A 14,331-nucleotide genomic window follows, 5' to 3' on the forward strand; every position below is an offset into this window, starting at 1 on the left:
TGGCAGGATAAGTCGGCGACTGTGCGATAAGATCGCTTCTTCACCTCATGCCTTCATGGCAAGTGGAAAGCGATCTTTCTAATGCTCCATTGGAAGCTTCAAGCGTTTCTGTTGTTCTTCTTTATATTGTCGGGGGGATAACCCATAATGCATGCGAAATTGCCGATAAAAGTAGGTATAGCTATTAAAGCCACTCGATTTAGCGATATACTCCAGCGACATTACGCTGAAACGAATACGTTCGCATGCGGCCGCAAGGCGGACTTCAATGGCATAACTCATGATGGATTGGCCGAAATTCGTTTTAAACAAGTATACAGCTCTGGAAATGCTAATTCCCGCATGTTTGGCAATTTGCTCCAATTTGAGATCTTCTGTTGCATGCTGATCGATGAATTTTTTTATGCGATAGGCAATGTAGGATGGACTTGACGTTTGTCCCATGCCGGCAATTTCATGCAATCGCTGTAAAGTTAAACAAAAGACGCGCAGGATATAATCTGTCAGCTCTTCACTGGTGTCATTCATCCGCAACTTTTCCTTCGCCAACTGATTCCACTGCTTCAGAAGATCGTCATCGAGGGGGATGGTAGTCTTTTGCGGAGGGGAGAAATGTGCCCACCATTGGTCAATCCATGTTCCCTTGCAAATCACATAGTAGTCGATGCTATTGTCTTTCATGATGAGCTCGTACTTTTCGCCTGGACGAAACATAAGCAGGTCTCCAGGCTCGATCACGACAAATTCGTTATCAATGAGTGCTTCACAGTAACCGCTTGTCTGCAGCCGGATGATATAAGTGTTTAGAAACTCACGCGGATTTCGAAAACGCCTTTTATGATGTGCCATCCCTACATAAATCGGTTCAGCTCGCAATTTATCGTCGCGTTCATGAAGCACATTAGATTCCTCCTTTGGCCCTGAGTAAATCGTTCATGTTTTCTATTAGATAATTATACAAACTTTCTAGACACATGTATGCAAATATTTCCCAAAACAAACATGACCACCCTTGAACAGGGCGGTCATGTTTGTTTTAATTGACCTCTGCAAACCTAACATTTCGACGCAGCCATTCCATACTTATCTTAACACTTTCTAACGCAGGTAGGTCACAATCGTCTTGTTCGACGATGAGCCATTCCGTTCCCGCCGCTTCTGCTGCCGCAATGATGGCCGGTAAATTCATCTCGCCCCGCCCCAGTTCTAACGTTTGATAAGTGCCATCGGCGAACTTGCGAATGTCCTTCAAATGAATCAAAGGTACGCGCCCGGCGTATTTATCAATGTAAGTAATGGGGTCGCAGCCTGCGTGATGTACCCAACAAACATCGAGCTCGCTTTTCATAGCATCTGGCGAAGTACTGCCAAAAAAAGCGTCGAACCATGGTTGAGCCCCATAATTTTCGGTGAATTCAACATAGTGATTATGAAAGCCGAATGCGATGCCTTTGCTAGCGAATTGGCTGCTGCATTCGTTAAAAAAAGCAACTGTTTCGGGAAGAGCCTGCCGCTGAGCTTGATTTATTCCGGGACAGACGACATAACGGCTGCCGATGGCAACATTCATTGCAATTTCTTCTTCCAAATGGTTCTGTAGGCGCTCCATGTTTACATGACTGCCGATGGCTTTCAGCGACAAGTCGGTAAGCAGCGCCTTTAACTGTTCAGGGCTAAAATCGTAATATCCAGCAAACTCAACACCTTCATAACCCATTTCGGCCACCTTTTGCAAAACCGATGCGGCGTCTTGAGCCATTTCATCTCGAAGTGTGTATAATTGCAGGCCAATTCCCATTTTCCTCATGCAATACTACCTCCCAATTTACAAAAATAGTTCATTTCTGATTCATTATAAAATGAACGATCTCAACATGGAATGAAGGATGTCATTGAAACATGAACAATATGATTGAATTTTTTTGAGGGTCAAGGAAGGGATTCTAGTGATGCTATTAACGGCATAGATTGGATATTCAGGCATCATGTCCTCCACAGTATACGTTCGCGCTTCAATATCTAATGATAATGGTACACGGGTTTACGGAATTGTGCAAAAGAAACGTGGAAAAGGGAAAGCGCTTACTGAAATGCCATGCAATAATTTTATCAGAACTAATCAGGCTGTGCGATATTGTTTACACTACATATCTTGTTTGATAAAATACAAGTGCTTAAGTTCGATATTGTAAAACAGATATTCATGAAAAGGTGGGGAGGTTCAATCAAAAATATTCATTCGATCCTTTTTATCAGGAACAAATCGAATTCCCTCTTCCTACGGCTGGTTGTGGGTTTTTTATGTATTGTTCTTCTGCTGGCTTCCCTTACGTTCTACGCCATCTCGGTTTCCCAAAAAAATATTAAGCAGGAAATTGTCAAATACAACACGATGATGCTTAACAACACAAGGGACAGCTATGAAAAACACTTGGATCTCATCAAACGGCAAATGTATCTGTTTTTTATCAATAAAGAAATTCAAAATCTGAAAGATAGCCCAAAATACGAAAAGCTCCCCGACATTGTGGAGGAAATTAGAACATGGACAACCAATCCCTATCTGTTTATCAATAATATTGTTTTATATTCAAAGCGTGAAGAACTTGTTCTGGAGAAGGGGACAAGTACGAATGCTAGTATGATGTTCAACGTATTTTATACGAGCAGTGAATATCCACTGGACTTTTGGAGGCAGCAGTTCAATGAACCTTATATGAGTCGGATCTTGCCATCTTCCAATTTTTTGAATAATATGTATCGCACTAGCCCACAGTTGCTGGGCGAGTTAATTCCGATCATTATCAAAAACAAAGAAAATCAGGATTTGTATATGATCGTTTTTATTGATGCTATTAAAATGAGCAAAGCGTTTCATCAAAGCATCTATAATGACTTTATCATATATGACGAGGACGGAAAGACCATTTTCAAGGTAGCGGAACAGGGGCCTTTCATTGCCTTTGAAGATCTGCAGAAATACGGAAGCAGTGAGTTCATCAAGGATAAAAAGTATTATTTTCTGATAAAAGGAGAGGGTACTGGTTTAACGTATGTCTACCGGGTGCCTGTTGAACAAATTGTAAGTCAAACCCGATTGAATATCACACTTATTGTGATTATTGTGACAGCGATTACGCTCAGTATCCTATTCTCTTTCCTGTTTGCTGCACGAATCAATAACCCGTTGAAGAAAGTGATCGAATCGATACGCCATATGAACGACGAAGTTCCCTATCGGTCGAATATCAAGGAGTTTGATATTATCAGTGGTGAAATTCATGATCATACAATGATACGCAAGCAGATGTCATTTATAAACCATTTAAAAGAAATTCGAAATCATGATCACGATACCATGAAACTCGACTTTACTAACAAGCCGTTCGTCTTTGTGCTTTTTCAAATCCAACATTACAAAAGCGATTTGAATACGCAAGCTTTAGTCCAAAAATGGTTGTATTATATTAAGATATTTATAGATAGCAAGCTAAGACCAACATTTCCTGACTCTCTAACGTTTCAAATCGAACGTGATCAGGTTCTAAGTTTAGTGTTCACCAAACAATTGCCTGACTTAATGGAACTGCTTAGTCAAATGAAAGAGGTATTCGATCATGATAAGGAATACGGTGTCGTTACGATTGCGATCACATCGGTTTATTTGACTTCGGATCAATTGTCTGCAGCCTATGAGGAAGTCCAGGAACTGTTGGGAGAACGTCTATTAATCGACGGAACGCAAATTATACATAAGCGTGCTGCGACACAAGTTGCGGTCGGCTTTTCTCCTGATCAGGAAAAGGAGTTTGAAGTTCATTTGAAAGCAGGCAATACCCAGCAGCTAGTTGCACTTCTGGAGCATTTGTTTGTTCGATGGCAAAGTAAAGGGCTGTCGGCGGCTGTGATGATGCGGTTTGCCGAATCGCTGATCGGCAAGATCCAGAATGCGACAACGCCCTTTCCTCTTGATCCGGACGGATTGGATGTCATTCTTGAGAAAGCAGTAGAAAGAATACAACGATGCTGCACGATCGGGGAACTGGAGCTTCTGCTAATTGAATGGGTGACGAAGACAGCAGAAGCCGTTCAGGAAAAAAAAGAAGAAAAGTACCCAGTTACATCTTTTGTTATTGATTATATTAACGAGCACTTAGCAGAAGATATATATTTGGACCTACTGGCGGAAAAGGTAAAGATGAGCAGTGGATACTTGTCCTCCTATTTCAAGGGGAAAACCGGTAAAAATATCGTAGACTATATCAATGAAACTCGAATCACGAAAGCGACAAGTCTTCTGGCCGATAATCAAACTAAAATTCTTGAAGCTGCGCAGGCAGTTGGATACCAAAATATCACGTCATTTAATCGTATGTTCAAGAAATATACCGGGTTAACGCCAAGCGAATACCGGAAAAAGTACGATTCCGTTTCTGAAAAAAAAGTTCCGTAGAGGGACTTTTTTTTTGATTTGTATGAAAACCTCATACTGCGGAATCCATGCAATGGGCGATTTTACGAAAGCTGGTATTATTTTAAGAAAACCGTAAAGTAGTTGCAGTCTCAACAGTTCCGTACATTTACCTAACAGCTATCAATGGCTTAAGATGACGCTATCAAGAGGAGGTGCAGCGATTGAAACGGATTTCGTGAGTGATTGGGTAATTGTTATTAGCTGTGTGAAGAATGGGTCAGAAGACAAGTTACAACAAAATAATAAAGGTGGGTGGATTTAACTTGAAGCGAATAAAGAAAAGTAATTTTATGATGCTAGTATTAGTCCTTATACTCGTTATCATTGCGGGTTGTTCCACGAATGGAAGCAAAACGGAAATGAAAGTGGAATCACCTAAACCAAACGAATCAACCACGGTCAATTTGCCAGAAGCGGCAAGTCTTCGTATATTAACGGAAAACTCACCGTCATGGCCGGCTAAGAAAGATTGGGCTGTATGGAAATGGTTGAAGGAGAAGACGAATATCACGATCTTGCATGAGACTCAAACAGGACCGGGGTCAGTGGCGCTTTCGATCGCATCGGGAGATATGCCTGACCTGTACACTGTTTACCTTGATGAAGCTCAGAAGTATGGAGCCCAAGGTGCTTTCCTCGACTTGTCTAAATATTTGGACAAGATGCCTAATGTAAAAGCATTTTTAGACTCCAGACCTGATGTCGCCCAAAGAATGACGTCACCAGGAGGGGAAAAGTACCAATTGCTCACCGATGGTGCGGGTGCAGGAAACCAGACGGTCTGGTTTTATAGGGATGATATCTTAAAGAAGCATTCTCTGAACGAGCCGAAAACGTGGGAAGAGTTATATGAAACAGCGAAGAAACTGAAACAGCTATACCCAGACAGCTATCCGTTTGTTTTCCGCCATGGATTGAATACCCTAGGTGCTTTTGGTCCGTCATTTGGTTTCTATCCGTCGTTTTTCGAGGACAAGGATACGGGTAAGATCAAGTATGGGGTGAACGATCCAGCTTTCAAAAAAATGATTGAATATTTGAACAAATTTTACAAGGAAGGGCTAATTCCACCAGACTGGCTCTCCATGGACTATAAGGTATGGACGCAATTTATTACGACGAACAAGTCGTTCATCACAATTCAATATATCCCACAAATCGAAATCATGAACGCGCAGCTTCAGAATGGCGCTCATTTGAAGTTTATGCCGCCGCCGCTTGGAGCTGGCAGCAAAGGATACATTCCCAATTCAAACTTTGAAGTTACGGGATTTGCTGTATCCTCAAAAACGAAAAACTTGGATGCTGTACTGCGTTACCTCGATTTTATCTATTCCAAAGAAGGAAAGGACATTCTTAGCTGGGGAAAAGAAGGGGAAACCTATACAATCGAAAACGGTAAACGGAAGTTTATGCCGCAATTCAAAGAAGTTGTTGACCTGGCCAAAGAAGCGGGTATTATCACACAAGGCACTTACGGGCTAGCCGATGCTAATGCCGTGATGTCGCTCAGAAATGAGAATGAACAATATTCCTACAATGAGGCAGAGAAATATAAATTCCCTGTTACTCCCGTCCTGCCTATGCTAAAAGCAGAAGAGAAAGCTGCGATCACGGTAGATCAGGAAAAGGTGACCAAATTCTATGAGACATCCGTAGCTAAATTTATTCTGGGAGAAACACCAATGACGCAATGGGACGCATTCATCAGTGAGTTGAATAAACTCGGAGTGCAGAAGATCATAGATACTTATCAGGTTGGGTTGGATCGGGTTAAAGCGAAATAAGAAGTGATTGCATAAAGATGATAGGGCTGGTAAACAGGTTGATGAGCCTCCAGCCCTATCCATTTCTTTTTGGAAGGAGACACCGTATGAAGCTATCCATTTTCAGGCAGTTGAAGCGTGATCAGACCTATGTGCTTCTGCTGGCACCTGTGTTGATCTATTACATCCTGTTCAAGTATGTTCCTATGTTCGGCATTAGTATATCTTTCCTGGATTACAATGTGTTCAAGGGTATTTGGGCGAGTCCATGGGTTGGATTTAAACATTACAAGATATTCTTCGAAAACCGTGATGCCTTAGTCATTATCAAGAATACGATTCTCCTTGGGGGATATAATCTCTTTTTTGGATTTCCTGCACCGATCATTCTAGCCCTTTTGCTTAATGAGCTTAGGAGTTCAATATTCAAAAGATTCGTGCAGACGGTTAGCTACCTTCCCCATTTTTTGTCCAGTGTAGTAGTTTCTAGCATGATTATCATGCTATTATCCCCGAGTACCGGTTGGATCAGCCATGCGATGCAAGGGCTCGGGCTCCCAACTATCAATTTTTTACAGCAGGCAGAATGGTTTCGTACGATCTACATCAGCTCGGAAGTATGGCAGCAGGTTGGCTGGGGCTCCATTATCTATCTAGCGGCCTTAACCACAATTGACCCACAACTATATGAGGCGTCAAAAATGGATGGCGCAGGCAGGTGGAAGCAAACCTTGCATGTATCATTGCCGGGGATTGCGCCGGCTATTGTTATCCTGTTCATCCTGCAGATCGGTCATGTACTGGAAATTGGTTTTGAAAAGGTATTTCTGCTATCCAATGCAGCTACTTACGACACTTCGGACGTTATCGCCACATATGTGTACCGGGTTGGTATTATACAAGGTGGATTTAGCTATGCTACGGCGATCGATTTATTCATGGGAGTCATCGGTATCGTGCTTGTATATGCAAGCAATCAGCTTAGCCGCAGATTAGGCGAAACCAGCTTATGGTAAGGGAGAAGTTCTTGAATGAATAAGCGTATTCGTCTTTTCGATATTGTTAATGTTCTGCTGATGGGAATCGTCGTTTGCTCCATGCTGTTTCCTTTCGTCCATATGGCAGCGGTTTCCATAAGTTCTTCGGAGTATGTACTTAGAAATGAAATTACTCTATGGCCCAAAGGCATCAAATTTGATGCATATACTGCTGTTCTAAGGGACAAACGTATTCTCGTTGGCTACCAAAATACAATCATGTATGTGGTGCTAGGAACTACGCTTTCGCTGATATTCACAACGATGGGAGCTTATTCATTGTCCAGAAAAAATCTTGTATTCGGTAAAACGTTTATGATGATGATCGTATTCACTATGCTGTTCAACGGCGGCATGATTCCAACTTATCTCGTTATACGCAGTTATGGTTTGTTGAATACGATATGGGCAATGGTGTTGCCAGGACTTGTGTCTTCCTATTACCTGATCATCATGCGCACGTTTTTTCAAGGAGTTCCTCGGGATCTCGAGGAGTCCGGTAAAATAGATGGATTATCCAATCTTGGCGTACTGCTAAGAATCGTTCTCCCTTTAACGAAACCTGTACTAATGACGATCTCGTTGTTCTATGCAGTAGGGATATGGGGCAACTTCTTCTCCGCGCTTCTCTATTTACAGGATCCAAACTTGTTCCCGCTCCAGGAAATGGTTCGGAATATCGTGATGATGGGTCAAGTCGAAGAAAATACCGTAAGTTCTGCCATCGGGAATAAGGCGATCGTATTGGAATCGCTGAAGTATACGGTTATTCTCGTTAGCACACTACCAATTCTGATGGTTTACCCTTTTATTCAGAAGCATTTTGTTAAAGGTGCCATGATTGGTTCCGTAAAAGGCTGAGTGATGGTCTCTTCGGAAGAATTTTAATTTTGCAGTATAAAGGAGGAGGGGGATAATGGTTGAATCATTTTGGAAGAGTAGATTAGTAGAGATAGTGGAATGTATGTCAACTGTTTCAAAGGGGAATGCGAGCGTATTGACATCTTCGGCTGGCGGTAGAGACATTTACATGGTGGAATACGGTTTGAAGGAGGACTTCGGCCGACGAGCCAATTATAATTCGGCTTGCGGCGCGAAGAACCCTGAGCATTATGCGCGTAAAGGCTTGGACGCAAAACCGGTTCTTCTTATTGTAGGCGGCATACATGGAGGCGAGCTCGAAGGGATCGTTGGAGTCATGAATCTGATCCATTTACTGGAGACGGGGGTCGATTATCGGGGGAGGAGGAACGATTATCTATACGAGAATGCGTATCGCTTCAGGCTTCTGCTTATTCCCTGTATGAATCCTGACGGTCGAGCTCGACTGCCTGTAGATTCATTGATTGATGTGCCTTATGAACAGTTTGTGTATTACATGCAAGGCTCTTTGAAAGACGGCACGCTATGTAGATGGCCAGACTGTAAGGCTGTTCACCCGATCAAAGATGCTTCCGATTTTTTGGGATCTTACTTTAATGATGATGGAATCAACATGATGCATGACAATTTCTTTGCTCCGATGGCAAAGGAGACCGGGGCTTTGCTCGGATTGTCGGAGAGAGAAGCGGTCGATTTCTCTGTATTGCTGCACGGTGGAGCCAATACAGAAATTCACTTTCCAGCGATTCATTATTTACCTTACCTAATCATGATGAGGCAGCAGGCATTTAATTCGAGTATCGAAGCTGCATATAGGAGGCAGGGGCTTCCGTTTAGCTTACAGAATCAAGTCGTAGTGAATGGGGAACAACCCGCATGTCCGTCATTTAATTTGACATCGGCTCTCCATCATACATGCGGTGGTATGAGTATGGAGTTCGAATCTAACATGGGACTTGAAGCGCCGGGAGTTAAACTGACAGCTGATGAAATTCTTGATAGCCACTTCGTATTATTCGAAGAGATGTTCCGGTTTGCAATGAAACAGGCATGAAGATTCTAAAAAAGATGAACATTCCGCCGTTCAGTTGGGCCGGATGGTCAACTGCTGCGCGATGGAGATTCGTACCAAGATGTCTATACGGCTCCGAATATAACTTGGAAATATACGAATGAATCGCTTCTCTCGGCTTCACTGTACGACAATCCATATGTTAGGGAGATGTTTCTGAAAGAATATGTGCCGGGTATGATCGATCCTGTCTTCTGCTTCAAGCACCAAACGGATTTACAATCTAGTTGACAATATGCGGCAGGTTCAAAAAGGTGATTTGTCGGTAACCATTCCAAAGGATAGCAGAGATGAAATCGGTGAGTTGGCATTAAATTTTAATTTTATGATTAAAAAAATAAATGAATTAATCGAGGAACAATACAAGAGCGGGCAAGAGGTTAAGGAAGCAGAGCTTAAATTGGTTCAAGCAGAGTTCAAGACATTACAGGCTCAGATCAATCCGCACTTTCTTTACACTACGCTGGATTTAATCAATTGGATGGCGATCAAATATAATTGTCCGGATATCGAATCCTTGATTTATTCCTTATCGCGGTTCTATAAGCTTAGTTTAAGAAAAGGTGCAGACATAAAAGTACACTGGGAGAGGGGACAACGGTCGAAATCCGAATTCCGCTCCATATTTGATCATAGGAACATAAAAACCTCCTTCTCCTTGGAAACTCAGGATGAGGAGGTTGAATTATGTAAGATCAGCTAGTTTGAATTCAGTAAAGCGTGATACTCGTCCGTTCTACGTTCTTTCTTGAATAAGCTGCGAGATTCTCCATTGCCGTCTCCTACAGAGAGACAGTAGGTGTACCGCCGCTCGTCCAATCGAATATCTGCCGTGAACACACCTGCTGCTTCGTCAGCTACATTCCCAATGATGTCACCCATAGGGTCAATGATTCGACTTGATGCGGGACCATTGCAGCCCGAAACAACAACATGCAATCCATTATCTCTTGCGCGAGCTTTTGTTTGCAGCAGTTCATAGCCTATTGTCGGTATAAAAATCACTTCTGCACCCGATAGGGCAAGAATTCGCGCAGATTCTGGAAACTCTTGATCGTAGAGGCTTCATAGAAGGTTTCAGTCAAACAGATGATATCGGGGTTGCTACTGCCGGATTTATCGATTACCTCCAATATTAAACCGAGATTTGTAGCAAAATCCTCTGTCGGTTTTATATAGGTGGTAGCCACGCGAACAAGTCGTTCACCCAATTTTCCTCATTCATACTATTAACCAGATTCATTGGCTCAGCCTCCTTGCCAAATTCCATTCTACTAATCGAAATAAATCGCTTTCCCGGTCCTCGAAGATTCATAGATTGCTTCTAAGATTTGCGTGACAACTAACGCTTGCTCCGGTTTTACCAACGGCTCAGTGTCGTGAAGTATGCAATCGAGCCACATCCGCGCTTCCAGATCGCTTGGGCTTTCTTCGCTGCCTTCAAAAAAATCAACTCCGCCTACGCTCATATCGATGGTGGTTTCGTACATTCTGCCCAGCCTTTCGCCGTTAATGCGGAGTCCGTTACGCATATCCGCTCCACCCTCCGTACCGCAAAGCGTCGTTTTTGCCTCAAGGGTGTCAAGTGAGTTGAGCGCCCAGCTGGATTCGAGTATAACGGTCGCTCCGTTCTGCATGGTAATAAAACCGAAAGCAGAATCTTCTACTGTAAACTTTTCAGGATCCCACGGTCCCCAGAAGTTTGCTGCATTTTCTTTGCGGCTAAGCTTGTTGAAAGCCGTGCCCAGGACACATTTTGGTGCATAATTGTTCATCATACGCAAGGTTAAATCCAGTGCATGGCTGCCGATATCGATGAGCGGGCCGCCGCCCTGTTTCTCTTGGTCCAGAAAGACGCCCCAAGTGGGAACCCCGCGTCTGCGGATTGCATGAGCTTTGGCAAAATAAATGTCGCCAAGCTCGCCATTATCGCAAATTTGCTGCAAATAACGGCTGTCCGGCCGGAAATTATTCTGGTAAGCAATCGAGAGCTTTTTGCCGGTTCGTCGAGCGGCTTCCAACATGGCTTGCGCTTGTGCTGCATTTTTGGCCATCGGTTTCTCGCACATGACATGCTTGCCGGACTCCATTGCCGCAATAGAGATCTCTGCATGTGAATCGTTTGGTGTACATACATAGATAACATCGATAGTGACATCCTTAAGGACCTCTCTATAATCGTAATACGATTTTGCGCCAATTGCACCATGTTTTGCCGCGGCTCTTTCTGCTTTATCGACAATGATATCGCAGAAGGCGACCATTTCCAGCTCATTCAGCTTAGAAAGTGCAGGGAAATGCTTCTCGAATGCTATGCCGCCGCAACCAATAATTGCCGCTTTAAGTTTCTTAACCATCTTAATCGACCTCCGCAAATTTATAAATTTGTTACAGCCCGCTTTAAGTTAGCTGTTCATTTCAGCTCTATTATAGGGCGAACGAATGCTGCAATGAAATGAAGGATGTCATTGAAACATGAACAATATGATTGAGTTTCAGGGATAAAGTGATTTGATGTAAATCTGACCCACCGGTGGTGCGGATCGGACGGTATCAGCTGTTTTAACTAAAATTCGTATGGATGGCGCTGTAGACGGGGTATCAGGTGGGACGCCAGTACTCGCTAGCATTGAAGCCTACAATGAGGTTCCCGTATTCCCGACGCTGTATGGACAAGGTTTGACTCTGCTACTGCTTACGGAAGTGATTAATCAAAATCGTACAACGTGATCGTTCACGATAATTTGCTTGCAGTTAATAAGCTTGCAGTTTATTGACTTTCGTATTGAGATTATGATATATTATCCTACGTCGCTTTATACAATAGTTACTCTATTGGTAAACATACTGCCAGATGCGGTCATGGCGGAATTGGCAGACGCGCTAGATTCAGGTTCTAGTGTCAGCAATGACGTGGAGGTTCGAGTCCTCTTGACCGCACCATACTTTACCACAACACTCTAGAGATTCTTCTGGAGTTTTTTTTCTATTTGCGTAATTAAACCCACGGAGATTGGAGCAACTCAATTGTATCGCAATTTAGAAGATTGCATTGCCGACTTGGAAAAGAATGGGCACTTGGTTCGTATTCAAGAAGAAGTCGATCCCTATCTTGAAATGGCTGCGATCCATATGAAAGTACATGAGGCCGGCGGCCCTGCATTATTATTTGAGAATATAAAAGGCTCGAAGTTTCGGGCTGTATCCAATCTTTTCGGCACAATAGAGCGAAGCAAGTTTATATTTCGGAATACTTGGGAAGCGGTGCAGAACGTCATGGCTCTGCGAAATGATCCCATTAAGGCTTTAAAACACCCCTTTCAGAATATCGGAACCGGACTAGCAGCTTGGAAAGCACTGCCTCTGAAGAAATCTGGGAGCTTGCCGGTTGCTCATCAGGAAATCAATATATCTGACCTTCCACTCATTCAAAGCTGGCCCATGGACGGCGGTGCTTTTATCACCTTGCCTCAAGTGTATTCAGAAGATCTGGACAAGCCGGGAATTATGAATTCTAACTTGGGGATGTACCGTGTTCAACTAAGTGGCAATGAATATGAAATGAATAAAGAAATTGGTTTGCATTATCAGATCCACCGAGGCATCGGAGTCCATCAGGATAAGGCGAATAAACAAGGCGTCCCTTTAAAAGTAAGCTGTTTTATCGGTGGGCCTCCGGCTCACACGTTGTCAGCTGTTATGCCCTTGCCAGAAGGTATGAGTGAAATGACCTTCGCGGGTTTGCTTTCAGGGCGTCGTTTTCGGTACAGCTATATCGATGGCTTCTGCATTAGTAATGATGCTGATTTTGTTATAACTGGAGAAATTCATCAGGGAGAGACGAAGCCGGAGGGTCCTTTTGGCGACCATTTAGGCTACTATAGCCTTACCCATCCTTTTCCTGTCATGAAAGTACATAAAGTGTATGCCAAACCGAATGCCATATGGCCGTTCACAGTCGTAGGCCGACCGCCGCAGGAAGATACCGTGTTCGGAGAACTCATCCATGAGCTGACAGGTGATGCGATTAAACAAGAAATCCCTGGCGTAAAAGAAGTGCATGCTGTAGATGCTGCAGGTGTACATCCATTGCTATTCGCGATTGCAAGCGAACGCTATACACCTTATCAACAGGTCAAACAGCCAGCTGAGATGCTTACAATCGCCAATCGGATTTTAGGAACTGGACAACTAAGCTTGGCTAAGTATTTATTCATTACGGCAGAAGAGAATCAGCCTCTAGATACCCATCATGAAGTGGATTTTCTAACCTATATTATGGAACGTATCGATCTTCGTCGTGACATTCATTTTTATACCAATACGACCATTGATACGCTGGATTATTCGGGAACTGGATTAAATAGCGGCAGTAAAGTGGTCATCGCCGCTTATGGCGATAAAAAAAGGGAATTATGTAGAGATGTACCGGATGGTTGGAAGGAATTACGGGGGTATGAGAATGCACGGTTAGTGATGCCAGGCATTGTAGCTATTCAAGGGCCTAAATTCGCCAATTACGCGGAAGCACAGCAGGAAATGCAGCGTTTAAGTGACGCTATTCAAGAAAAGGGTCCGATCTCTACTTGTCCAATGATCATCATGTGTGATGACAGCAGCTTTATGAGTGAGACGATCAACAATTTTCTCTGGGCTACATTCACGCGCAGCAATCCTTCTCATGATATTTATGGCGTGAATAGTTATTATGAGAACAAGCATTGGGCCTGTGATAATCTCATTATCGATGCCCGTATTAAACCGCATCAAGCGCCGCCTTTGATCCCCGATCCGACGATTGAGAAGAATATCGAACGATTGTTTGTAAAAGGGGCCAGTTTGGGCGGAGTAAAGATGGGGTGAGTTTGTGGACGTCATCACATAACGTTGTGGCGTTATCTGTATTGAATGCAAGGGGGTGAATGCCGTGATTCAGTTCGCGTGCAGGAATCGTTTGAATAAACATCTTGTGTTACTCCAGTGTATGAGCACGGTGTCTGAATCCACCTTAGCGATCTACTTCGTTGAATGGGCATCGTAAGAAAGTTTAATCGAGATTAGGACTTCCCCTTAGGATTCACCAAATGTGACTAACGAACA

11 protein-coding genes, 1 tRNA gene and 1 pseudogene are annotated in these 14,331 nt (G+C 43.3%); 9 read left to right on the forward strand and 4 right to left on the reverse strand.

Annotated features, from left to right (window positions below; translation table 11 throughout):
• Positions 1-78: 78 nt before the first annotated feature.
• Positions 79-900, reverse strand: a complete 822-nt coding sequence (locus EKN16_RS03550) for a helix-turn-helix domain-containing protein (RefSeq protein WP_125653735.1) — start codon at positions 898-900, stop codon at positions 79-81.
• 136 nt (positions 901-1,036) lie between these two features.
• Positions 1,037-1,807: a sugar phosphate isomerase/epimerase family protein gene (locus tag EKN16_RS03555; protein WP_125653736.1), complete on the reverse strand. Its 771-nt coding sequence runs from the start codon at positions 1,805-1,807 to the stop codon at positions 1,037-1,039.
• Between the two features lie 585 nt (positions 1,808-2,392).
• Between EKN16_RS03555 and EKN16_RS03560 the strand changes: the two genes are divergently transcribed.
• The 6 genes from EKN16_RS03560 to EKN16_RS03585 all read left to right on the forward strand — a co-directional run bounded on the left by EKN16_RS03560 (position 2,393) and on the right by EKN16_RS03585 (position 9,934).
• The gene (locus EKN16_RS03560; protein WP_232016194.1) at positions 2,393-4,453 is read left to right on the forward strand and encodes a helix-turn-helix domain-containing protein; all 2,061 of its coding nucleotides are present in this window, start codon (positions 2,393-2,395) and stop codon (positions 4,451-4,453) included.
• A 311-nt stretch (positions 4,454-4,764) separates the two neighbouring features.
• Entirely contained in the window at positions 4,765-6,261 is a 1,497-nt protein-coding gene (locus EKN16_RS03565; protein ID WP_164522660.1) for an extracellular solute-binding protein, read from the forward strand.
• A gap of 86 nt (positions 6,262-6,347) precedes the next feature.
• Positions 6,348-7,256: an ABC transporter permease gene (locus tag EKN16_RS03570; protein WP_125653739.1), complete on the forward strand. Its 909-nt coding sequence runs from the start codon at positions 6,348-6,350 to the stop codon at positions 7,254-7,256.
• A gap of 15 nt (positions 7,257-7,271) precedes the next feature.
• Complete coding sequence (locus tag EKN16_RS03575) at positions 7,272-8,138, forward strand: carbohydrate ABC transporter permease (RefSeq protein ID WP_125653740.1); 867 nt, start codon at positions 7,272-7,274, stop codon at positions 8,136-8,138.
• Positions 8,139-8,193: 55 nt separating this feature from the next.
• Complete coding sequence (locus EKN16_RS03580) at positions 8,194-9,213, forward strand: M14 family zinc carboxypeptidase (RefSeq protein ID WP_125653741.1); 1,020 nt, start codon at positions 8,194-8,196, stop codon at positions 9,211-9,213.
• Between the two features lie 232 nt (positions 9,214-9,445).
• Positions 9,446-9,934 carry a sensor histidine kinase gene (locus tag EKN16_RS03585; protein ID WP_269462727.1) on the forward strand — a complete coding sequence of 163 codons (489 nt, stop codon included), beginning with the start codon at positions 9,446-9,448 and terminating at the stop codon, positions 9,932-9,934.
• On the opposite strand, the pseudogene EKN16_RS03590 reads toward EKN16_RS03585, so the two are convergent.
• Positions 9,931-10,278: pseudogene (locus EKN16_RS03590) on the reverse strand (nitrilase-related carbon-nitrogen hydrolase); the annotation flags it as partial. The gene EKN16_RS03585 and the pseudogene EKN16_RS03590 overlap by 4 nt on opposite strands.
• Before the next feature lie 227 nt (positions 10,279-10,505).
• Positions 10,506-11,588, reverse strand: coding sequence for a Gfo/Idh/MocA family protein (locus EKN16_RS03595; RefSeq protein ID WP_125653743.1), 1,083 nt, complete (start codon positions 11,586-11,588; stop codon positions 10,506-10,508).
• Between the two features lie 220 nt (positions 11,589-11,808).
• Between EKN16_RS03595 and EKN16_RS32050 the strand changes: the two genes are divergently transcribed.
• The 3 genes from EKN16_RS32050 (at position 11,809) to EKN16_RS03605 (ending at position 14,094) form a co-directional block, all read left to right on the forward strand.
• The gene (locus EKN16_RS32050) at positions 11,809-11,961 is read left to right on the forward strand and encodes a hypothetical protein (protein ID WP_164522661.1); all 153 of its coding nucleotides are present in this window, start codon (positions 11,809-11,811) and stop codon (positions 11,959-11,961) included.
• Positions 11,962-12,087: 126 nt separating this feature from the next.
• A tRNA-Leu gene (locus EKN16_RS03600) sits at positions 12,088-12,174 on the forward strand.
• Between the two features lie 84 nt (positions 12,175-12,258).
• Entirely contained in the window at positions 12,259-14,094 is a 1,836-nt protein-coding gene (locus EKN16_RS03605; protein WP_125653744.1) for a UbiD family decarboxylase, read from the forward strand.
• The last annotated feature ends 237 nt before the right edge of the window (positions 14,095-14,331 follow it).

Origin of the sequence: Paenibacillus baekrokdamisoli (genome assembly GCF_003945345.1) — a bacterium.
GTDB lineage: Bacteria > Bacillota > Bacilli > Paenibacillales > Paenibacillaceae > Paenibacillus_Z > Paenibacillus_Z baekrokdamisoli.

Excerpts from the sequence above, each read along its gene's own strand:
- EKN16_RS03555 (WP_125653736.1), bottom strand. The coding sequence starts at position 1,807 with ATGAGGAAAATGGGAATTGGCCTGCAATTATACACACTTCGAGATGAA.
- EKN16_RS03560 (WP_232016194.1), top strand. The coding sequence starts at position 2,393 with ATGATGCTTAACAACACAAGGGACAGCTATGAAAAACACTTGGATCTC.
- EKN16_RS03565 (WP_164522660.1), top strand. The coding sequence starts at position 4,765 with ATGATGCTAGTATTAGTCCTTATACTCGTTATCATTGCGGGTTGTTCC.
- EKN16_RS03570 (WP_125653739.1), top strand. The coding sequence starts at position 6,348 with ATGAAGCTATCCATTTTCAGGCAGTTGAAGCGTGATCAGACCTATGTG.
- EKN16_RS03575 (WP_125653740.1), top strand. The coding sequence starts at position 7,272 with ATGAATAAGCGTATTCGTCTTTTCGATATTGTTAATGTTCTGCTGATG.
- EKN16_RS03580 (WP_125653741.1), top strand. The coding sequence starts at position 8,194 with ATGGTTGAATCATTTTGGAAGAGTAGATTAGTAGAGATAGTGGAATGT.
- EKN16_RS03595 (WP_125653743.1), bottom strand. The coding sequence starts at position 11,588 with ATGGTTAAGAAACTTAAAGCGGCAATTATTGGTTGCGGCGGCATAGCA.
- EKN16_RS32050 (WP_164522661.1), top strand. The coding sequence starts at position 11,809 with ATGGATGGCGCTGTAGACGGGGTATCAGGTGGGACGCCAGTACTCGCT.